The organism is uncultured Pelagimonas sp., assembly GCF_947498515.1.
In the GTDB taxonomy this organism is placed as follows: domain Bacteria; phylum Pseudomonadota; class Alphaproteobacteria; order Rhodobacterales; family Rhodobacteraceae; genus Pelagimonas.
The window spans coordinates 278,532-300,464 of sequence record NZ_CANMKO010000003.1; the positions used below are offsets into that span (position 1 = coordinate 278,532).

19 protein-coding genes are annotated in these 21,933 nt (G+C 54.0%); 10 read left to right on the forward strand and 9 right to left on the reverse strand.

From position 1 onward, the window contains the following. Positions 1-59: 59 nt before the first annotated feature. A complete protein-coding gene (locus Q1A43_RS07735; RefSeq protein WP_299928387.1) occupies positions 60-839 on the reverse strand; it encodes a DsbA family protein in 780 nt (259 codons plus the stop codon). Positions 840-855: 16 nt separating this feature from the next. Next, positions 856-2,163 carry a M48 family metalloprotease gene (locus Q1A43_RS07740; protein WP_299928385.1) on the reverse strand — a complete coding sequence of 436 codons (1,308 nt, stop codon included), beginning with the start codon at positions 2,161-2,163 and terminating at the stop codon, positions 856-858. Positions 2,164-2,238: 75 nt separating this feature from the next. On the opposite strand from Q1A43_RS07740, the gene Q1A43_RS07745 reads away from it, so the two are divergent. The 3 genes from Q1A43_RS07745 to Q1A43_RS07755 all read left to right on the forward strand — a co-directional run bounded on the left by Q1A43_RS07745 (position 2,239) and on the right by Q1A43_RS07755 (position 7,374). Beyond that, positions 2,239-3,396, forward strand: a complete 1,158-nt coding sequence (locus Q1A43_RS07745) for an aminotransferase class I/II-fold pyridoxal phosphate-dependent enzyme (RefSeq protein ID WP_299933931.1) — start codon at positions 2,239-2,241, stop codon at positions 3,394-3,396. A gap of 83 nt (positions 3,397-3,479) precedes the next feature. Beyond that, on the forward strand, positions 3,480-4,703 hold the full coding sequence (locus Q1A43_RS07750) for an N-acetylmuramoyl-L-alanine amidase (protein ID WP_299933933.1): 1,224 nt from the start codon (positions 3,480-3,482) through the stop codon (positions 4,701-4,703). A gap of 115 nt (positions 4,704-4,818) precedes the next feature. After that, the gene (locus tag Q1A43_RS07755; protein ID WP_299933935.1) at positions 4,819-7,374 is read left to right on the forward strand and encodes a penicillin-binding protein 1A; all 2,556 of its coding nucleotides are present in this window, start codon (positions 4,819-4,821) and stop codon (positions 7,372-7,374) included. Here Q1A43_RS07755 and Q1A43_RS07760 read toward each other — a convergent pair. Then, the gene (locus Q1A43_RS07760) at positions 7,371-8,270 is read right to left on the reverse strand and encodes an aminoglycoside phosphotransferase family protein (RefSeq protein WP_299933937.1); all 900 of its coding nucleotides are present in this window, start codon (positions 8,268-8,270) and stop codon (positions 7,371-7,373) included. The genes Q1A43_RS07755 and Q1A43_RS07760 overlap by 4 nt on opposite strands. A gap of 30 nt (positions 8,271-8,300) precedes the next feature. Between Q1A43_RS07760 and prfB the strand changes: the two genes are divergently transcribed. Further along, positions 8,301-9,428: a peptide chain release factor 2 gene (gene prfB / locus Q1A43_RS07765; protein ID WP_299928372.1), complete on the forward strand. Its 1,128-nt coding sequence runs from the start codon at positions 8,301-8,303 to the stop codon at positions 9,426-9,428. Positions 9,429-9,622: 194 nt separating this feature from the next. Then, on the forward strand, positions 9,623-10,411 hold the full coding sequence (locus Q1A43_RS07770; RefSeq protein WP_299933939.1) for a DUF2189 domain-containing protein: 789 nt from the start codon (positions 9,623-9,625) through the stop codon (positions 10,409-10,411). A 77-nt stretch (positions 10,412-10,488) separates the two neighbouring features. On the opposite strand, the gene Q1A43_RS07775 is transcribed toward Q1A43_RS07770, so the two are convergent. Next, on the reverse strand, positions 10,489-11,310 hold the full coding sequence (locus tag Q1A43_RS07775) for a helix-turn-helix transcriptional regulator (RefSeq protein WP_299928366.1): 822 nt from the start codon (positions 11,308-11,310) through the stop codon (positions 10,489-10,491). 101 nt (positions 11,311-11,411) lie between these two features. Here Q1A43_RS07775 and Q1A43_RS07780 point away from each other — a divergent pair, with 101 nt between their 5' ends. Further along, a complete protein-coding gene (locus tag Q1A43_RS07780; protein WP_299928364.1) occupies positions 11,412-11,843 on the forward strand; it encodes a hypothetical protein in 432 nt (143 codons plus the stop codon). A gap of 86 nt (positions 11,844-11,929) precedes the next feature. On the opposite strand, the gene ilvN is transcribed toward Q1A43_RS07780, so the two are convergent. Further along, positions 11,930-12,490 carry an acetolactate synthase small subunit gene (ilvN, locus tag Q1A43_RS07785; RefSeq protein ID WP_299933941.1) on the reverse strand — a complete coding sequence of 187 codons (561 nt, stop codon included), beginning with the start codon at positions 12,488-12,490 and terminating at the stop codon, positions 11,930-11,932. A 111-nt stretch (positions 12,491-12,601) separates the two neighbouring features. Between ilvN and Q1A43_RS07790 the strand changes: the two genes are divergently transcribed. Next, positions 12,602-14,704, forward strand: a complete 2,103-nt coding sequence (locus Q1A43_RS07790) for an ATP-binding protein (RefSeq protein ID WP_299933943.1) — start codon at positions 12,602-12,604, stop codon at positions 14,702-14,704. Positions 14,705-14,753: 49 nt separating this feature from the next. On the opposite strand, the gene Q1A43_RS07795 is transcribed toward Q1A43_RS07790, so the two are convergent. Beyond that, complete coding sequence (locus tag Q1A43_RS07795) at positions 14,754-16,508, reverse strand: acetolactate synthase 3 large subunit (protein WP_299933945.1); 1,755 nt, start codon at positions 16,506-16,508, stop codon at positions 14,754-14,756. 723 nt (positions 16,509-17,231) lie between these two features. Between Q1A43_RS07795 and Q1A43_RS07800 the strand changes: the two genes are divergently transcribed. Together Q1A43_RS07800 and Q1A43_RS07805 are read left to right on the forward strand one after the other, a co-directional pair. Beyond that, positions 17,232-17,441 (forward strand): hypothetical protein, encoded by a 210-nt coding sequence (locus Q1A43_RS07800; protein WP_299933947.1) that lies wholly within the window; start codon positions 17,232-17,234, stop codon positions 17,439-17,441. Positions 17,442-17,631: 190 nt separating this feature from the next. After that, entirely contained in the window at positions 17,632-17,967 is a 336-nt protein-coding gene (locus Q1A43_RS07805; protein ID WP_299933949.1) for a hypothetical protein, read from the forward strand. A gap of 102 nt (positions 17,968-18,069) precedes the next feature. Here Q1A43_RS07805 and Q1A43_RS07810 read toward each other — a convergent pair whose 3' ends face one another. The 3 genes from Q1A43_RS07810 to Q1A43_RS07820 are packed head-to-tail and all read right to left on the reverse strand — an operon-like array spanning position 18,070 to position 20,455. Next, the gene (locus Q1A43_RS07810; protein ID WP_299933951.1) at positions 18,070-18,711 is read right to left on the reverse strand and encodes a response regulator transcription factor; all 642 of its coding nucleotides are present in this window, start codon (positions 18,709-18,711) and stop codon (positions 18,070-18,072) included. Continuing rightward, a complete protein-coding gene (locus Q1A43_RS07815) occupies positions 18,708-20,129 on the reverse strand; it encodes a cache domain-containing protein (RefSeq protein ID WP_299928343.1) in 1,422 nt (473 codons plus the stop codon). Before Q1A43_RS07815 ends, Q1A43_RS07810 begins: the two co-directional genes overlap by 4 nt. Before the next feature lie 47 nt (positions 20,130-20,176). After that, entirely contained in the window at positions 20,177-20,455 is a 279-nt protein-coding gene (locus tag Q1A43_RS07820) for a DUF6552 family protein (protein ID WP_299933953.1), read from the reverse strand. 324 nt (positions 20,456-20,779) lie between these two features. Between Q1A43_RS07820 and Q1A43_RS07825 the strand changes: the two genes are divergently transcribed. Beyond that, positions 20,780-21,868: a TRAP transporter substrate-binding protein gene (locus Q1A43_RS07825; RefSeq protein WP_299928337.1), complete on the forward strand. Its 1,089-nt coding sequence runs from the start codon at positions 20,780-20,782 to the stop codon at positions 21,866-21,868. Positions 21,869-21,933 lie beyond the last annotated feature (65 nt).

The following is a 21,933-nucleotide window of genomic DNA, read 5'->3' on the forward strand; positions in this document are numbered from 1 at the left end:
ATATCACTGGGTAAGGTGTTGTGGGCGCTTGGGGAAATCCTCAAGCGCCCGTTTTCGTATTAACCTTGCTTGCGCAGTTCCGCGACAATTTCTTGCATGGTTTCCAAAGGCGCATAGCCACGGATCATTTGGTTGCCAAAGGCAAAGCTAGGCGTGCCGTTGATCCCCATTTTCTGACCCAAGGCGCGGGTTTCTGCGATGCGACGGGTGACTTCGTCGCTTTCCATCTCGGCCCAGATCGCATCCCCATCAAGACCCAAAGTCCCGGCCAGACGCACCAAGGGACCTTTGCCAGGATTGGCTTTCATGGTGATGAGGGCTTCGTGAACGGCTTTGTAGGCGTCATCGCCACCAACAATTTGTGCAGCAACGGCAAAACGGGAAGAGGTCATCGAAGCCTCACCCAAAATTGGGAATTCCTTGACGATCAATCGGATGTTGCCATCTTTTTCAATCAGTTCCGCAACTTCGGGATGGGCCTTGCGGCAGTAACCACATCGGTAATCTAGGAACTCAACAACAGTGATGTCTCCATCTGGATTGCCGCCAACCCAGCTATAACCGTCATTATAAAGCGCTTCGGCGTTGTCCTCGACCAAGGTTTCATCGGCGCGCTCCTGCAGAGCGGCTTGCTGTTCTTCATAGATCGCAGCGGCTTCAAAAATCACCTCGGGGTTCTCAAGCAAATAGCCGCGAACAGCCGCACCAAATGCAGCCCGATCCGCATCGGACATGTTTTCCAAATCCAAGCCTTCGGCCTGTAGCGGCGCCGACAAGGTTAGCATCAAAGCAGTGGCGCTGCTGAGCAGTACCGAGGAAAGTGGGCGGGGTTTGAACATGGTCACTCCTATCTAGTCAGCGCTTACGCTTTGCCTGTTTGGACGCATGTAGCACATCTTGGGCGCGCTGCCACGGGCTTGACCCGCGCGGCAAACGGTCCACGGCACGTTTTGCGTGAATTTCGGCGTCTTTAAACCGACCCTGTAGGGCATATCGTTCGGCGGTGGCCAAAGATGCCATGGCCGGGTTGCCGGTTTTTGCATAGGCAACGCTAAGGTCGCGAAGGATGCGCGCATCGGAAAAATCACGTCCGCGGGCGGCTTCGAGCGCTTTTAACGCTTCTTTTGGACGACCGGCGGCCAAAAGCGAGCGACCCAAACCACCTAGGATCAAAGGTTCACGGGGCGCGCGTTTGGCGGCTTGGCGGTAAACGGCGACGGCCTGTTCAAATTTGCGTGATTCCAACAAAATCTGACCTTTAAGCTCCATCAAATAGGGGTCGGTCGGACGCAAAGCCAAAGCCCCGTCAATCGCGCGAACCGCCTTTTTGATGTTAGAATCGCGGTGATGCGCCACGGCCTGCCGCATCAAAGCTATGTCTTGGGTGGCGCTAGATTTGGCGCGGCGCAGGGTCCAGCTTGGGGCGCGTTTAAAAGCGGTCAGCTTGCCTCGCATCCTCGCAAACCAATACTGCGCCGACGGGTCCCGTTTGCCGCCGGGGTTTGCGGCAACCAAGCCTTTGAGGGCGCGCAAACGGTCACGGCTTAGCGGATGGGTGCGCATATAAGGGTCTTGACGCGTGGCGGCCAATGATTCCTGACCGCGGAACAAATCTTGGACATCGACGGCCCCGGATGGGTCAATCCCGGCGCGTTTTAGATAGCGGACGGAGGAAATATCCGCCGCTGATTCTTCGGCGCGGGTATGGGACAAAAGCGAGCGCAACGCAGAGCTTTGGCTGCCAAGCGCAATGGCCCCCGCCGCCCGGCCGTCACCCGTCGCGGCCCCAGCCGCCGCGGCCAATATCATCCCGATCCCGGCGGCGGTCCGTGCGGTGCGGGCATTGCCCAATCGGCGGGTGATATGCCCGTTCGCGATATGCGCCGCCTCGTGGGCGATGACCGCTTGCAACGCCGCAGCACTATCGAGCCGCATGATCAAACCATAGTTGATAAAGATGTGCCGGGTATCGGCGACAAATGCGTTCAAACCGCTGTCGTTAACCACAACAATACGAATCTGAGATGAGTTGAGACCAGCGGCCTGTAGAACGGGGGCGGCGATTTTGCGCAGGCCGTATTCTATATCGGCGTCTCGCAGCAGCGATATACCGGCCCGCACAGGGGCCGCGAACGACAGGGACAGCACAATTAAGATGCTCATCAATCGGGGAAGGATCATTGCGTTCTGCCTCTGCCACTCATAAGCCTCATTGCACGGCACAGTAGAGAGGGCGGCATGCAGAATTCAAGGCGCGGAATGGTTGATCCGTTTATTGTGATGGATGTGATGGAGGCCGCTCGGCAGGCCGAAGCCGAAGGTCGTCACATTATTCATATGGAAGTGGGGCAACCCAGCACCCCAGCACCCGCCGCCGCGCGGGACGCTTTGATGCAGGCAATGCAGGATGAAGCGCTTGGCTACACTGTTGCGCTTGGTTTGCCCGCACTTCGAGAACGTATCGCAAGCCTTTATAAAGATTGGTATAATGTCGATCTTGATCCGGCGCGTGTTGTTGTGACACCGGGATCATCGGGTGGTTTTGTACTTGCCTTTACGGCGTTGTTTGACGCCGGGGATCGCGTTGCACTTGGGGCACCGGGCTACCCGTCATACCGCCAAATCCTCAAGGCACAGGATTTGGTGCCGGTTGAAATTCAAACTTCGGCGAAGAACCGCTTGCAACTTGTGCCCGACGATCTCAAGGACGTGGATTATCAGGGGATTATGGTGGCGTCACCGGCGAATCCCAGTGGCACCATGCTAGGGCGCGATGAGCTGGCTGCCCTGATCGGGGCGGCGCAGGATAAAGGCGCGAGCTTTCTTTCGGACGAAATCTATCACGGTATTGAATACGAGAAAAAGGCCGTCACGGCGTTGGAAATCTCCGACGACGTTTGTGTTATCAACTCGTTTTCCAAGTATTTCTCGATGACGGGCTGGCGATTGGGCTGGTTGGTTTTGCCAGAACCTCAGGTGCGTCAGGTCGAACGATTGGCGCAGAACATGTTTATCTGCGCGCCCCATGCGGCTCAGGTGGCTGCGCTCGGGGCGTTGACGGCCAAGGACGAGCTGCAGGCCAACATGGACGTCTACCGCAAAAACCGCCAATTGATGTTGGACGGATTGCCAAACGCCGGCTTTGATCGCATCGCGCCGCCGGATGGGGCGTTCTATGTCTATGCGGACATCAGCCACATCACCGATGACAGCCAAAGTTTCGCGCGGGCGATTTTGGACGAAGTTGGCGTCGCGGTGACGCCGGGCATGGATTTTGACCAACAGCGCGGGGCAGGGACCTTGCGGTTTTCCTACGCCCGCGCCACGGCGGATATCGCCGAAGGCTTGGAACGCCTGCGTCGCTTCATGGTGAAGCATGGGCATGTTTCGGCCTGACAGCAGGGCCAAGGGTAGCCCAGAAGCGGCGCCGTCGGGTAAGATAGTCGAAAAGCAATACAGGTGAGGCCAAAGAGCCAATCATGAGCAGATGGATCGCGACATTGGCGTTGCTATGCGCCGGAAATATCGGTTTGGCACAAGACAGTGCCGAGGGTGGTAGCGGACTGGCACGTTATATTGAGGGCGGTTTCACCGACCCCTATTGGGGCGGTGGCACCGAGCTGGAGTTGCAATTAAGCCAAGGGGTGCCGTGGCGGGTATTCACATTGGATGACCCGGCGCGTTTGGTCGTTGATTTCCGTGAAGTGGATTGGAGCTCTGCTGACCCCGTGGCAATGGACACAAGCGAGCATATCGCCAGTTTGCGTATGGGGGCGTTTCGCCCGGGTTGGTCACGGCTGGTGGCCGAGATCAGCACACCGATGAAAGTCTCAGAGGCCGGGCTATCAGTGGCCAAGGACACTGGGGCTGCGAAGCTTTCGCTACGCCTTACACCGATCGATCAGTCAGAGTTTGCTACTTTGTCGGGCATGCCGTTTGATCCCGCTTGGGACATGCCTGAAAGCGTTCTTCGCTTTGCCAAGCCTGACGACAAGAAGGGGCCGTTGACGGTCCTCCTTGATCCGGGCCATGGCGGCATCGACCCGGGTGCGCAGCGCGACGGGTTTGATGAGGCCGATCTAATGTTGCTCTTTGCGCAAGAGTTGCGGGATGTTCTAGTGAGAACAGGACATTACGAGGTTGTCTTAACTCGCGAAAAAGATGTCTTTGTCTCGCTAGAAGGGCGGGTCGCCAAGGCCCATGATGCCCAAGCTGACCTGTTTATTTCCCTACATGCGGATGCTTTGGCCGAGGGGGTCGCCCATGGGGCGTCGGTCTACACCTTGTCAAAAGAAGCCTCGGATGCGGCCTCGGCCGCCTTGGCGGAACGCCATGACCGCGACGATCTTTTGTCTGGCGTTGATTTGTCGGGCACGGACGACCGGGTTGCTCAGGTTCTTTTGGATATTGCCCGACTTGATAACTCCCCGCGTTCTGATGCCTTGGCGGGCCATTTGGTTGGCGGGATTCGCAATGCGCTTGGCAATGTTCACAAACGTCCCAAACGTCAGGCCAGCTTTTCGGTCCTGAAATCCGCAGACATTCCGTCGGTTTTGATTGAGCTTGGGTTTTTGTCGACGCAACGCGACCTCGACAACCTTCGTGACCCAAATTGGCGGGCCGGAATGGCGGCGGGGATTCGCGATGGGATCAACGCTTGGGCGCTTGAGGACGAAGCCTTGTCGCGTCTACGCCGTCAGTGATCCGGGGCCATTGGCTGATTTTGAAACCGCGCATCGGCAATTCCCCGCGCGGATGTGTTTTGACCATGGCAAACATGCCGTATAATGAAGCCCTGAGCAGTATTGGGGGTCAGACGTGACCAGGTTCATCTTTTCGGTCTTCGGAGCGATCTTTTCGGTTTTGACAATGGGCACCTTGATGGTCGCGCTGACCATTGGGGCTGTGTTTTGGATGTATGGCCGCGATTTGCCAAGCCACGAACATCTGGCGCAATACACGCCACCAACCATCAGCCGAATCTATTCGACCGAGGGGCAGGTGATTGATGAATTTGCCCAAGAACGCCGTTTGTTCACCCCGGCCGAAGAAATTCCCGATCTGATCAAACATGCGTTTGTGTCAGCAGAAGACAAAAACTTCTATAGCCATCAGGGGTATGACGTTCGCGGTATTGCCTCGGCGGCTGTTGAAGCGGTGCAATCGCGTGGCGGAAGCGTTCGTGGTGCCTCGACGATTACCCAGCAGGTGATGAAAAACTTCCTTTTGTCGGGTGACCGCAAAATGGAACGTAAGATCAAAGAGATCATCCTTGCGACCCGCGTCGAAGAGGCGTTGAGCAAGGAAAAGATTCTTGAACTCTATCTGAACGAAATCTTTCTCGGCCAAAACGCCTATGGTGTGACGGCCGCTGCGCAGGTTTATTTCAACAAAACTCTGGTTGAACTAGCCCCGCATGAGGCGGCGTTTTTGGCGTCCTTGCCCAAAGCCCCATCAAGTTTCCACCCAGTGCGCCGCAAGGAGCGTGTAACTAACCGGCGGAACTTTGTGCTCAAAGAGATGTATGAAAACAACTACATCACCTATGAAACCTATCAATCCGAACGGCTTTTGCCACTGCTGTCGGTTCAAAACGGCGACTACGAACCTTATGGACGTTCGCTTCCGCCGCGTGACTATTTCACCGATGAAATTCGCCGCCAGCTAAGCCGCAACTTCGGTGAGGATCAATTCTTTTCCGGGGGCTATTCGGTCCGTGCCACGCTTGATCCCGAGATGCAGGTCGAAGCGGCGCAGTCGCTTCAACGCGCGCTGGAACAATATGATCGCGGCTTGGGGCGTTGGAACGGCACCGGCAAAAAGATCGAACCGGATCAATTGGGAAGTGAAGCCACTTGGCGCGAGGCGCTGAGCAATACGCGTGTTGCCCGTGATGTTGATCTTGACTCGGAATGGCTACCCGCCGTTGTGCTTGATGTGCGTGAGAACGAGTTGCAGGTCGGGATCGAGGGAATTGATCAAAATGACCCGCGCGGCAACACCATCCCGCGGAGCGACACCAGCTGGTTCAAGGGCAACCTGTTTGACAATTTCGAACGCGGTGACGTGATCCATCTGCGTGAAATGCGCGACGATGGGAATGGTAACTTTATCCGCTGGACGTTGCGCCAAGTGCCCAAAGTGCAGGGTGGATTTATGGCGATGGACGTCAACACCGGCCGCGTAATTGCGATGCAGGGCGGCTTTAGCTACCAGAACTCGGTGTTTAACCGGGCCACTCAAGCCCAGCGTCAGCCGGGTTCAAGTTTCAAACCCTTTGTCTATGCGGCGGCATTGGATAGCGGCTATACCCCGGCAACGATCGTTGTGGACGCGCCAATTGAAATCGACACACCTTATGGTGTGTGGCGTCCCAAAAACGCCTCGAATAAATTCTATGGCCCAACGCCGTTGCGTACCGGGATCGAACAATCGAGAAACCTTATGACCATCCGATTGGCCCAAGAGGTCGGGATGGATGTTGTCGCGTCTTATGCGGAGAAATTCGGCATGTATGACAGCATGGGACGGGTTTTGGCCAACGCTTTGGGCGCCGATGAAACCACACTTTATCAGGTGGTTGCGGCCTATGCGATGTTCGCAAACGGTGGCGAGCGGGTTCAGCCAACTTTGATTGACCGGGTGCAGGATCGTTACGGCACCACGATTTTCAGCCATGACGCGGCTCTGGGGAACAAGCGGGTTTGTGTGGATTGTGATGATCCCAACCTTCGCTCTGGCCGCAGTCCACGCATTGTTAATGATCGCGAAAGGGTCATGGACCCGGTCACGGCCTATCAGCTTACTTCGATGATGCAGGGTGTGGTTGAGCGTGGCACAGCGCGTAAAACGGTCAAGGTTGGTGTGCCAACAGCTGGTAAAACCGGGACAACCAATGACGCCAAAGATGTTTGGTTCGTCGGGTTCACATCTAATATCGTTGCTGGTTGTTACATTGGGTATGACACGCCAAAACCAATGGGACGCGGGGCGTCAGGTGGTGGCATGTGTGGTCCGGTGTTCACTCGGTTTATGCGTAAAGCGACCAAAAAATACGGTGGCGGCGCGTTTCGTGCACCTGAAGAATGCGAATTCATCAAGATTGACCGCTTTTCGGGAGCCCGTTTGGGGGAAAGCGCCAGCGGGCCAAATGTTGTGTCTGAATGCTTCCGTGAATTCGACATCGATTCTGGTGCCATTGTCTTTGGTGGCCAAGGCATCACCGGCAGCTTTGCCGTGTCGGGAAGCTTTGATTTGATCCGCCCGAATGACGCGGCTGGTAAAGCGCGTGAAGTTACCACATCCACCGGCAAAAAGGCCGTGGTTGGGCCCAAAGCGGGCTTTGGGACATTGTCCTCGGGTGGGTTGTTCTAAGCTTCGTCCACCAGTCGCAATAAAAGCTTCAAAAGGTCGGCCTCTCCAAGTGAAACTGGGTCGGCCTTTTGCGTTCCTTTGGCACGAAGCGCGATGGACCAGGCGCATTTGGCTGTGGCCCACTGGGCAAGCCGTTTTTGGTCCACTTGCAAGGATTGGCTAAACCACCTGAGCCGCTCTTTTTGCAGACCCACATTCCGCAGGTCACCGCCACAGCCTTTGGGATTCCTCATTGCATTGGCCAACTCATAGGCCGGTTCTGCGATGACGCCTTTTGCATCAATTGTCCTAAAACCTTGATCTTCGTAGAAAACGTTGTCGTGATGCAAATCGCCATGCAGGGGGCGGACGTCTGTTTGTGTCCCTAGCAGGTGCCTCGCTAGATTTTGGGCCTTGCCCATATCGTGTTTGAAATCCTCGGGGCAATCCGGCGAAATGTGCAATTCAAACAAGAGTGCAAACCATTCCTCCAGAATTGGGAAATTGGGCATTGGCGGTAAGGGGAGACTGTGCAGGTCTCTTGCAAAGGCACCTAAATCTTTATTCGCCCGCCAATCGCCGTTGCGCAGACCATCGCCAAGGGTCTTGCCGGGAAGAAAATCCATGACCAAGGCATTTTTGATTTGGCCGTGAATGCACGGAACATGGGTCGAGCTAACGTTCCCCCAGGCGCGCATCAAAGCGACGCCATGTGTCTCGTTGCCCATACTTTGCCCATGGTAGAGTTTGAGAACCCAGTCTTGGCCCTGTGGACCGCGAACACGCCACAGCTCAGCGATGCCCGTACGGGTGAGTTCGCATGGATGCGTCAGCCCAAATGTCGTCAAAGCCGCTTGTAGATTCATTTCACCGCGTACCGCTGCTTGCTCACCTTCGCGGCCCTTGTTATCACGCATCACCTGAATAAGTGAAACTGGACCAGACCCATGCGCGCAGAAGCACAGAACAATGTCGATAAGATCGAGAAATCGCTCGAATTGCTGCGCCAGCGGTTGGATTGGGATACGGCGCCACATCGGCTTGAAGAGTTCAATGCTCGTGTCGAAGACCCCAACTTGTGGGATGATCCAGAAGCGGCACAAAAGCTGATGCGCGATCGCCAGATGCTTGTTGATGCGATGGAGACCTATACCTCGATTAAGCAGGAAATGGCCGACAACGTCGAGATGATCGAGCTTGGTGAAATGGAAGACGACGCCGAAGTCGTTGCTGATGCAGAAGGCGCGCTTGCCGTTCTGACTGAAAAGGCCGCCAAGAAAGAGCTTGAGGCCTTGTTGGACGGTGAGGCAGATGCCAACGATACGTTCTTGGAAATCAACTCAGGGGCCGGTGGTACCGAAAGCTGTGATTGGGCCAGCATGTTGGCACGGATGTATGTCCGTTGGGCAGAAGCGCATGGCTATGACGTTGAACTGCAGTCTGAAAGCGCCGGTGAAGAGGCGGGGATCAAATCCGCCGCTTACAAGATTTCCGGTCACAATGCCTATGGTTGGTTAAAGTCCGAAAGCGGTGTGCACCGCCTAGTGCGAATTTCACCGTTTGATAGCGCAGCCAAGCGGCATACGTCTTTTACATCGGTCAAAGTTTATCCGGTAGTGGATGATAATATCGAGATTGAGGTCAACCCAGCCGATATTCGCATCGATACCTATCGGTCATCAGGGGCGGGTGGTCAGCACGTGAACACCACCGATTCCGCGGTACGGATTACCCACCATCCAACCGGGATTGTTGTGACGTCTTCTGAGAAATCGCAGCACCAAAACCGTGACATCGCCATGAAGGCGTTGAAATCGCGATTGTACCAGATGGAATTGGACAAGCGGTCTGCGCTTGTGAACGAAGTGCATGAAAATGCCGGGGACGCCGGTTGGGGCAACCAAATCCGGTCGTATGTGCTGCAGCCCTATCAAATGGTCAAAGACCTGCGAACCAACTACGAGACGTCCGACACCAAAGGTGTTTTGGATGGGGATCTCGACGGGTTGATGGCCGCGACCTTGGCGCTTCAGGTGTCCGGCAAAAGCCGCGCTGATGCGCAGGGCGACGTCTAACCGATCCTTTCGGACCTTTTTCAGACTGTTAGGCTTGGTGCTGCAAATTCCGTGCACGGAATTTGGGCGTCACGTTTCGGCCGTGGCGTCTCTATTGTCGCATGCGACGCTTGTCGGCTGTGTATTTCTTGCACGACTTGAACATATCAGCTTTAGTGAATGAAATTTAGGACTTGTCTCAGGGAGGAGGGGACATGCCCGATACACCAAAACCCGGCGTTCCAACGCTGGCGGATGTTACGTTTGACCATTTAAAAACCGCCTTGGCACGGGGGTGGTCAGATTTGACCAAGGCCCCATTGTTCGCGATCGTTTTCGCCGGGACATATGTGTTGTGTGGCTGGTTTATGGGCTGGATCACATGGCGGACTGGTCAAAGCTATTGGTTGGTTTTCGCGGCCATTGGCTTTCCTTTGATCGCCCCGTTTTTTGCCGTTGGTCTTTATGATGTCAGCCGACGGATTGAACAGGGGAGACCGCTGGACTGGTCTGAAATCCTGTCGGTAATCTTGCGGCAATCAAAACGTCAGCTTCCGTCGATTTGTGCAATTATCATCGTGGTGTTCTTGTTCTGGTTCTTTGTGGCCCATATGATTTTTGCCCTGTTTATGGGATTGGCTACGATGACCAATGTCTCCAGCTCTTACGACATTTATTTGTCGACGGACGGCATCACCATGTTGACGGTTGGCACCTTGGTTGGCTCTGTTTTTGCATCCGTTTTGTATATGATCACGGTGCTTGCCCTTCCGATGTTGTTGGATCGCGAAATTGATTTTGTCACCGCCATGATCACGTCTTTTCAATATGTTCAGGCCCACCCCGTTGTCATGTTTGCCTGGGCCGGGTTTATAGCCGTGTTTACGTTTCTGTCGATGTTGCCGGGTTTTTTTGGATTGTTCTTGTCATTGCCGTTGTTGGGACATGCCACATGGCATCTCTATGACATGTTGGCCTATGGCACTGATGGCGATCCCGCTTAAAACGGCGATTGCAAAAGAAAAGGGTTGGCAAAAACGCCAACCCTTTTCTGTGCGAGTGTGACCTGCAACTGGTGGCTTTAGGTAAAGCTTTGACCAACTTTGAGCAGGTTCTTGTGGTAGGGCACGAGGCCCTCTTGGTCGCAGAACCCAGAGACACGCGCCGCAGATAATACTTTGGCAGTATTTGTTCCCAGATGTTCATAGACCAGACGTTCAACGCGGCGGCCTGCCACGTTCTCCCGTACGGTGCGGGTCACATAGCCGACCCAAAAGTTGTTCTCGAACGATGGAATGCGCGCGAGGTAGTTAAAAGACGTTGTGGCCGAGCCTTTGCGGCTGACAAGGGCGGCGACACCGTCTTCCTGAGGAAGGATAGCGCCCCGGAATTCACGCGTGCCGGGATCAGTGGGCAAGCCTTGTTGGCTCATGGCGTCCTTGGCTTCGAAGCCTTTTAGGAATGTGTTATTGCCGCGACGAAAAACGTAAATCAGCCCCTGCACATACATTTGGTCTTCCATGAAACTGCGGCGTGCGAACCTGTAAAACCCACTTGGAAATTCGGTTTCCTTGAGCTTGCGTGAGGCCCCCGTCACATATTCGGCAATGGCTGGATCCGTGAGTAAACCCGCAGACGTATTTTCAATCTGTTCAACAGGCTCCAGTAGAATGCGCGCGTCGACCTGAAAGTAGGAACAAATCCGATGCAAAACATCCGGACGGGGAAAGCTTTCGCCAGCCAGATAGCGATTGTATTGTGTCCGGTTGATGCCCAAATCGCGACACAAGGCGGAGATTGACACCGCTTGATTGGACAGCTGACGCAGGTTGGCACCAAGCATGCTACGCAGCTCCGCCGGGCTGGGTCGTTTCGAGAGGCTTCTGGTTTGATCGGAGGGCATGCGCCTTCTCTTTCTGATTGTTTGAACTGCCGAACGTGTACTTAAGCGGGAAATCTGTCCCAAACTGCTACATGTCATGGTGCTATTCGGCGTCAGTCGTGATGCTTGTTGGCACCAAGGGTGCAGATTTACGTCACAAAAATCAAGGACCCGACGCGGGAAAAATCATATTCGATGTAAAAAGTTTCGTTCACTTTAAGGGGGAAATAACCAAAGAGTGCGTCATGGAAGAACGGATGTATGGGGTTGTCCTCTGGGCAGATGAGATGGATAGCAAAGCTGTCATCTGGTGTGAGGATCACGGTAACCTTGCCTATTATGCGGCAGCTGAGCCTTGCATGCATCGTGGGATGGCTCTGGATGCCGGCGACTTGATCCAATTTGATCTCAAAGAAGAGCGGGATTGCCGGCTGGCGCGCAATTTGCAGCACGTGAATTCGGGCTACGCACCCGATATCGCTATGAACCTGCAAACGAAACAATCTGGCGGGGCAAACAATGTGGTTCAATTTCCCACTGCACGCGCCTGTTGATTAAAACCCGAAACAAGGAAAAGGCACCCGAAAGGGGTGCCTTTTAAGCTCTGGTTTTATTCGTCTAGTGCAAAGCGACGATTGTATCAGGTGCCACGCGCCAATGCCGCAACACCCGTTCTGGCGACTTCTTCCAAACCCAGTGGGCGCATTAGATCCGCAAACGCGTCAATCTTGTCTGGCGTACCCGTGATCTGAAACACAAAGCTTTCCAAGGTTGAGTCAACGACATGGGCGCGGAAAATATCGGCCAGTCTAAGTGCCTCAACGCGCTTCTCTCCGGACCCATTCACCTTGAGCAATGCCAGCTCGCGTTCGACAGAGCGACCTTCGACCGTTAAATCGTGGACTTCGTGGACCTCTACGATTCGACCCAACTGGGCTTTTATCTGTTCGATAACTTGTGGTGTGCCGGTTGTGACGACAGTGATGCGTGACAGGTGGCCTTCGTGGTCAATTTCAGCGACCGTCAAGCTTTCGATGTTGTACCCGCGACCGGAAAACAACCCAATGACACGCGCCAAAACGCCAGGTTCGTTTTCGACCAAAACCGCCAACGTATGGGTTTCTTGAATATCCGAAAATGTGGGGCGAAGATTATAGGCCGAGTGCTTGCTCGACCCCTTCTTGATCTTTAGCGGCGACATGTCGGGCCTTTTCGTAAAGTTGCTTGGAAAGTGCTTGCGTACTTAAACAATACTTCACGCCAATGCGCCAGTGTCAAAGGCAGTTGGATCAGGTTCAAAATAGGCTTTGTAATGAAGGATGGGGCCAATGCTCGGCCTCCGATTGGTGGCTTTGGAAAGGTGTTGCATGACATTCCCGATGCTCTGGCGGGGGTGCTCGGTATCTTGCCGCTATGGTTTTGGGAAACGGACGCGGATCATTGTTTCTGCTATTTCTCCGATGGCTGGGAACGTTTGAGCGGAACATCTACCAAAGTGTATCTCGGCATGTCGCGCCGTGACTATTTTTTCGGAATGACCGAGCTGAGCGAGACTGCCCGACAACATTTGGATGATTTGGACAATCATCGACCGTTTCGTGATTTTGTCTACCGTCATGAATTCATTCGCGGGCGTATGGATTGGGTCACAACCAGCGGCGACCCTGTCTTTGATCAAGATGGGGAGTTTATGGGCTATCGCGGCGCCGCCATGATCCTGTCAGATGCGGTCGATGGCTCTCAAAGCGCAATTGAAGCCGAAAAGAAATTGTTGGAACGCACAAGTGAGTTGGAACGTGCGATCGCCAAACGGCAGGCGGAAATGGAAGATGCAAACCAGCTTATGTCCGAGGTGGTTGAGGCGATGAATGAAGGGTTGATGGTCACCTCAGGAACGGACGCAGAGGACCCAAATAACCGCATTATTCTAACCAACAAAGCCTATCGGTCACTGTTCAATCTCAATGATGATGACATCAAGCCCGGAATGCGCCTTAGGGACTATCTTCATTGGCTGGCAAAACGAGGCGACGCGTCCCGCGTCTTGCAGCAAGCCCGCGACGTGAACCAAATGCTGGCGGCAGGCGAAACCGTGATGATGGAAGTGCCCAGCACCAATAAATTCTTTCATACGACGGCCGCCAAACGACCTTCTGGCGGGTATGTTCTTGTCCATACAGATGTCACCGATATTCAGGAGCACAATTTTGAGTTGGCCCGGGCGCGGGATGCTGCCGAAGTTGCTAATCAAACGAAATCAAATTTCTTAGCAACGATGAGCCATGAAATTAGGACGCCGATGAATGGTATTGTCGGGATGGCGGATCTTCTGGCCGAAACGCATCTTGATGGTGAACAAGAGGAATTTGTCGATACCATTCGTGGTTCTGCCGTGGCTTTGACCGCGTTGATTTCTGACATTCTTGATTTTTCCAAGATTGAGGCCGGGCGCATGGAATTGGCGCAGGAACCCTTCGATATTCGAGCGCTATCCCAGGAAATCAAGGATCTATTGGATCCAATGGTGTTGGGAAAAAGCTTGAAGCTCCTCATTGATGTTAAGCAAAGCGTTCCGCAGGTTTTGGTCGGCGATGCGCTGCGTGTTCGGCAGGTCCTTTTGAACCTGCTCGGGAATGCGGTGAAATTCACCGAGTCCGGGCACGTTCTTTTGGAAATCACCTATGGTGAGACCCTGAAGATTCTTGTGAAGGACACAGGAATTGGGATTCCCGTCGATCAATTGACCAACATTTTTGATCCATTTGAGCAGGTTGATAACAGCCAGTCACGAGAACACCAAGGAACCGGTTTGGGGCTTGCTATCACAAAGCGGCTTATCAACGTTATGAAGGGGCATATTTCGGTCTCGTCGCAATTGGGGCAGGGGACCGAGGTCGCGCTTTCCCTTCCTCTCAAAGCCGGGTCTCGTTCTTGTCATCACAAAAGTGAACCGACGGAAAAAAGCGTCGATTTGGCTGGCGTACGCATCCTTGTCGTTGAAGATAACAAAACCAATCAGCTGGTCGTGCGGCGAATTTTGGAACGATGTGGTGTCGAAATCACTTTGGCCAATAACGGTAGAGAGGCTGTTGAAATATACAAGCCCGAGGCGTTCGATATGATTTTGATGGATATTTCCATGCCGGTGATGACCGGCTTAGAGGCGTGTCGCGAAATTAGGGCGCGGCAACTCAATATGGGATGGCCATTTCGACCCATTTTGGCGTTGACAGGCAATGCTTTTGACAAAGACCACAATGATGCCACTGCCGCTGGTATGGACGGGTTTCTAACGAAACCGGTTCGGCGCAAAGAGCTTTTGCAATCGCTGTCGTATCACTTGCAGATCAAAGATCAGCCTGAACATCCGGTTTTGGCCATTCTGAGAGACAAGCAGACCAAGCCAAATAATTAAGCCCGCCTTGAACAAGGCGGGCTTAATCGTCTTTGCCAACAGAGTTTCCTTAGACCAAAACTGCGCCGGAATTGCCGATGGCGTCTTTGGTGGATGCTTCACCAAGAAGCATCTTGTTGTGCGGCTCCCCTGATGGGATCATTGGGAAACAGTTTTCATGTTTCTCAACCAAACAGTCAAAGATCACCGGTCCGTCATAGTTGACCATCTCCATGATCGCGTCATCCAAATCGGCTGGATCTTTACATTGAATGCCTTTGGCACCGAATGCTTCGGCCAGCTTTACGAAATCGGGCAGGGCTTCGGACCAGCTGTGGGAATAACGCTCACCGTGCAACAACTCCTGCCACTGGCGAACCATGCCAAGGCGTTCATTGTTCAAAATGAACTGTTTGACCGGCAGGCGGAATTGAATGGCCGTGCCCATTTCCTGCATGTTCATCAGCCACGAAGCTTCGCCCGCCACGTTCACAACTAAGGCTTCGGGATGGGCAACCTGAACCCCGATCGATGCCGGGAAACCATAGCCCATAGTGCCCAAGCCGCCGGAGGTCATCCAACGGTTTGGATCTTCAAAACCCAAATACTGCGCGGCCCACATCTGGTGCTGGCCAACTTCGGTACAGACGTAGCGGTCCATGCCTTTGGTCAGCTCTTCGAACCGGGCCAAGGCCTGTTGCGGCTTGATTGTCGGACCTTCCTGTTTGAAATCCAAACAGTTGATCTTGCGCCATTCATCAATCTGTGCAACCCAACGGGCGATGCCATCGCGGTTTACTTTGCGTCCACGGGCCTTCCAGATCCGAAGAATGTCTTCGAGAACGTGGCCCACATCACCAACAATCGGAATGTCGGTTTTGATGACTTTGTTGATCGATGACGGGTCAATGTCGATATGCGCTTTGATTGAATTCGGGCTAAACGCATCTAGACGGCCGGTGATCCGATCGTCAAAACGTGCGCCGATGTTGATCATCAGATCACAGCCATGCATGGCAAGGTTGGCCTCATAAAGACCGTGCATGCCCAACATGCCCAACCATCCCTTGCCCGAGGCAGGATACGCGCCAAGCCCCATAAGGGTCGACGTGATTGGAATGCCCGTCGCATCAACCAATTCGCGCAGCAATTGCGAGGCACCCGGACCAGAGTTGATAACGCCGCCGCCGGTGTAAAACACTGGACGTTCGGCATTTTCAATGGCCTCAACCAATTGCGTGATCGTCTCAACGTCACCTTTAACAGGTGGTTGGTAATGGCTTGCCGAGGCTTTGGGTTTTGGCGTGTAGGTCGCCGAAGCGAACTGTACATCTTTTGGGATGTCGATCAAAACCGGGCCGGGCCGCCCCGAAGTGGCCACATGGAACGCCTCATGAATCATGGCCGACAATTTGTCGGTTTCCTTTACCAGCCAGTTGGCCTTGGTACAGGGGCGGGTGATGCCTACGGTGTCGGCCTCCTGAAAGGCATCAGAACCGATCATAAAGGTCGGAACCTGACCAGTCAGAACAACCAACGGGATCGAGTCGAGCAACGCATCAGTGATACCGGTAACCGCATTTGTGGCACCGGGACCCGAGGTCACAAGAACAACACCCGGTTTGCCGGTCGAGCGCGCGTAACCTTCGGCCGCGTGAACCGCACCCTGTTCATGACGCACCAGAATATGGCGAATGTCGTTTTGTTGGAAAATTTCGTCATAGATCGGTAGGACTGCGCCGCCGGGGTATCCGAATACTGTGTCGACGCCCTGATCCCTGAGCGCTTGTACCACCATTTTCGCACCGGTCATTTGACCACTCATCGCACTTCTCCGTCTACGATTTTTTCCACTGTTACGCGCATAAAAAAGCCCCCGTCGGTCTGGCGGGGGCGCATGGGTCCTTAAAAGGGTGTCCGTTACCGGCCCATGCGCTGTTTTCCTACAATGACGACTAGAGCAGTCATGCCCGAGGCTCCTTTAAATCACGTGCGCGGACGTTATGGCAGACCGGACGGGGCGTCAACAGGGAATGATAGGAAAAATATGTCGCACCTACCTTTGGATTCTTTGCAGTTGTTGCGTGTAGTGGGGTGTTGAGAGACATTTGTGTAATTTTCTGCGTGTGCATAGTGAGTTGTTCGCTGGTGCGGCTATGCGTGGCACGGGGAAAGCCCGTCAAACACCACTGATATACTGTGCGCGTGCGCACAGAAGCTTGTTTTGCAATTGTCACTTCAAACCAGTTAAATCTAAACCAACAGGTTCAGTTGATTAGAGGGAAGGAGATCCCATGCTGCGTACTCATCGATTCAGAGATTTTAGCGTTTGTAAGGCTGCCTCATTGGTTGCGTTGATTCTGATCGCCATGTCCACGCAAGGGGGCATTTGACGCTGGTTGCAAGTTCCTGCCGATTTTCCTGCCAACGGGCGGATTTCGGCCATTGATCATGATTTTGCAACATTTGCGCGCGGCAACGTGAATTGTGTCGTGATCGAGATTAGGGGCATCATGTCATGGCAACGCAGACAACCTGTGAGGACATCATGACACGTAATTTGTTTCAAAGAGATTTCACGTTGGCCCGCGCGGGTATTTTGGCGGTCCTGATAGCGGCTGCCGCCTTTGTCGGAGACGTTCCCGGAGCGACGAATGATGTCGCGATGGAAACCGACCGCCCGGCGCAAATTTTGCCAGCTGTGATTCATTTGTTTGGTGCTGATTGCGACACGGATGACCAAGGCGTGCAACTATAGCGGTTCCTTCCGCTCGTGATGTTGCCCTAGGGTGACCAAAAACACCCGAATTTCGCAAAAAAACACCTGCAAAGCAGACCTGAAAGTGTTTTTCATTCCTCAATGTGTTCTCGGTATGTTAACCGATTACCCACAAAGGTTAAAAAATCACGGCGATTTGGCTTTGACCAAATTGCGATGAGGGGCAAAAATGAAATTTGCAAATGCAGTAAAAGCGCTAGGTATTTCGGCTTTGGTGTTTACGGTTTCCGGATGTGAAACGCTGGATTTTACAGGCAATGATGCACGACTTGAGCGGATTGAGGTCACCCCTCAGGAATGCCAAGATCGCGGTGGCGTAACCGTCGTATCGAACTCGGGCGAGAAGATATGCCGTATCGAAGCCAACACATATGATGAAGCAGTCGCAGCGGCACCAGCCGCTGCTGCGTCAAGCGCCGGTGGCGCCGGAACCGCGGCCGCAATTGCCGGACTTAGTTTGGTGCTGGTTTTGGCCGTGTCGGATAGCTCGTCCGGTACACGCTAATTAATCACGTAAGATGACGTAGCGGCCTGTCCTTAATTGGGCAGGTCGTTTGCGTTTCTGTAAGCGACGTTCGGCTTGCAATCGCCCGCCAAAAGCCCGCGCCTAAAGGTTGGTGCTCGTTCCTTGGAGAACACCGTATTCCAGGGCGTAACGGGTCAGGCCCGCTGTGGTGCTAATTCCCAGTTTTCGTTTGATATTCTTGCGGTGGGTTTCGACCGTCCGTACGGAAATATCCAAAACAATCGCGACCTCTTTGTTCGACTTGCCCTGCGCCAGCTGCAACAAAACCGTTTGTTCACGATTGGTAAGAGGTTCCCGATTGCTATCAGAGGGGGCCAGTGCACCTTCGGCACCGGTGCAAAGATATACCTCACCGGCCATAACCGCATCAATTGCGGTTTTAATTTCCTCGGTGCGCACATCTTTGAGCACATAGCCACGCGCGCCATGATTAAGCGCGGTATTGATGTATTCGGGGCTGTCATGCATCGACAACACTAAAATCCGGGTGTCTGATGCCTTCTCAAGGATCATTTCTGTGGCAGACAATCCGCCCAGACCGGGCATGTTCAGGTCCATCAATATCACATCTGGGTCGAGTGTTTCGAGCTGATCGACCATGGCTTTGCCATCCGACAACGTCGCCACAACAGAGATGTCGTCATAACTGTCAAGAATGGCTTCGATGCCTTCGGCCACCATCGGATGGTCGTCGACGATAACAACGCGGGTCAGTTTGCTCATGCGCGGGCCTTTGGTTTGCTGCTGCCATCCTTTTCGGGTGGAAGCATATGGGTCAGCGGAACTTGTGCCTCGATAACGGTCCCTGATTTGCTCGACAAGACCCTGAGGGTCCCGCCCAGCTGTTCCATGCGTTCTTGCATGTTGCGCAATCCGATACCCGGGCCGGATGTGTCGCGGGTTTCCTCGACGCCATGGCCGTTGTCTTCGATCCGCAGCGTACCACCGGTGCGATGACCGCGTAACAAGACGCTCACCCGCGTCGCACCGGAATGGCGTTCTACATTGGTAAGGGCTTCTTGCGCGATCCGATACAAAGCGATTTTGGCGTCTTGGCTAAGACGGTTGCGGAAAACGGCGGTTTCAAAACGGGTTTCGATGCCGGTTCTGGCGCGAAAGTCATCGGTCAAAGCATGTAGGGCAGGGCCCAAACCCAGATCGTCCAGAACACCGGGGCGCAAATCGCGGCTGATCCGGCGGACTTCGTTGATGGCTTGACCAAGATTGTCGATGCCCTTGTCCAAAGTATCCTGGGCGCGGTCATCGCCTTGGCTAAATCGGCGTTTGGTCACATCCAGCGCGTATTTCACCCCGACGAGGATCTGGCTGATCCCATCATGTAATTCGCGCGCCACGCGGCCGCGCTCTTCCTCTTGGGTGTCAAACACCCTTTGGGTCAGCTCTTTGAGTTTGGCATCCGCCAACCGTCTTTCGCGGATATTGATGAACAACCCGGACATGAACACGACAAGCAACGCCGCAAAGGTGATCCCACCTATATAGAGAAACGTGCGTTGAACACGGGTTTCGACTTCGGCGCGGGTGGCGGCGACCGAGGCGACGACATCGTCAATGAAAACTCCGGTTCCAACGGCCCATCGCCATGACGGGAACGAGGTGACATAGGTGATCATCCGTGCTTCGACCCCGGACGAGGGTTTGGGCCAGAGATGTTCGACGTAACCGGCACCGCTCCGCGCCGTCCAAAGGAATTCGGCAACCACGGGGGTGCCTTCGCTGTCTTTGTAATCAAGCCAATTCTTGTTGATCAAATCGGTTTGACGCGGTGACACGATGTTGTTGCCGTCATAATCATAAACAAAAAAGAAACCTTCGTCGCCGTAAATCATCGCCGCCAAGATTTGTTTGACCTGTTTTTGGGCCAGTTCATCATTGGGCGCGGCAGAGCCGTAGACAAAGTAAAACCCGTTGCGCGCTTGGGTGACATAGTTGCGCAACTCACGTTTCTTGGCTTCGATCAGCTGGGCCTCGAGGCTATGGATTTCGCGCTCTGCAAGGGCCCGCGATTGCGCGGCGACCAAAAACGAAATGGCGGATACGGCAAGGATCAACGGCACCGAGGCCAGAAGAAACATCTTCTGACCGTAAGAAATGCGGATGCGGTTGAACAGACGCGCCATAACAGCGAGTTAAAGCAGCTTGGTCGCAAATACAAATGTGCACCGCGCTATCGCGTCAACACACCGCCAACCATGGCCACCAAAGCGACAAGATGAACAAGGATCAGAGCCTTGTCCCGCCAGAAAACGCCAACCATCAGCCACCCCAGAAGACCAACAAGAAAGAAGCCGATATTCCAAGGAAGCCACCCCATACCAGTGGCGGTATAGCCGATGATCTGGGCAACGGAGGCTGTCCATTTTAGGGTATCAACCGATCGATCGTTGCGAGGGCGGAAGACACCCATGAGAGAAAGCGGACGGTGTTGCATGGCGACAATTTCCATAGGTAAGAGTTGGACAGAGTCGCGGTTTAAGTCATTGTGCAAGTGCAGAAAATGTACATTTTCTGCTTCATGACAGTAGAATAAATACTCTCAACGGGTTTTGTGAGCAGTTAGGAATGATCCGAAATGCCAAAAGTGAAGGTAAATGAGACTTTTGGTTCCGATATTTTTCCAAGATGCCGGGTTTGCCCATTTTTGTGCACTACTCCGTAGCAGTGGGTATTCCCCTCCGTAGCGTCACGCCCTAGGCTCGGGGCACTTGCAACGATCCGCGCGCGGGTGGGGAGCCCACGCGCACCAAAAATACCCATGGGAGGATATTACATGGATCGCCGTTCTTTTCTAAAGGCCTCGACCGTAGGCGCAGCTGGTGCTGCAGCCGCTTCGACTCTGGCCGCCCCAGCTTACGCACAGGGCAACCGCACTTTGACAATGGTAACATCTTGGCCACGCGGCTTTGCTGTTCTGGATGACGCTGCCACCTACCTTGAAAACATGGTTGGCGAAATGTCCGGTGGTAGCCTGACAATCGACAAGAAAGCTCCTGGTGAGCTTGTTGGCGCTCTGGAAGTATTTGACGCTGTGTCTTCGGGCCAGGCGGACATGTACCACTCGGCCGACTATTATTACATCGGTCAGCACCCAGGCTACGCCTATTTCACAGCTGTTCCATTTGGTGGCACGGCGCAGGAAGTATCGAACTGGTACTACCATGGCGGCGGCGAAGAGCTCCATGACGAGCTGGGCGAAGTGTTCAACCTCAAAGGCTTGCTTGCTGGTAACTCCGGTTCGCAGTCCGGTGGTTGGTTCCGCAAGGAAATCAACTCCGCTGATGACTTTAACGGTCTGAAGTTCCGTATGCCTGGCCTTGGTGGCAAGGTTCTGGGTAAGCTGGGCGCATCCGTTCAGAACATTCCGGGTGGTGAGCTTTATCAGGCGTTGTCGTCTGGTGCTCTGGACGGTCTGGAGTGGGTTGGCCCAATGGCCGACGAACGCGCCGGCTTCCAAGAAGTTGCGAAAATCTATTACACTGCGGGCTTCCACGAGCCAGGTTCGGCTCTTGCGTCCTCCGTTAACCTCGACGTTTGGAATGAGCTGTCAGATCAGCACAAAGCGATCCTGCGTTACGCCTCTATGGCCGTGACCCAGTACCAGCTGGCTGAAACTCTGGCCAACAACGGTGCCGCATTGGCCCGTCTTCAGGCTCAGGGCGTGAAAACCCTGCAGTTCTCTGACGATGTTTGGGATGCATTCGGTGCAGCTTCGAAAGAAGTTATGGACGAGAACATGGATGACGAGCTCTTCGCAAAAATCCGCGCTTCGTTCGAATCTTCCTTGGCCCAGTCCGCAAGCTGGATCAACAAATCGGACAACTACTACGTTCAGCAGCGCGTTCGCGTTCTGGGCGGCTAAGTCGAAAACTGACACTCTGGAAAGGCCCCTGCACGTCGGGGGCCTTTTCGCACATCAGGTCATTA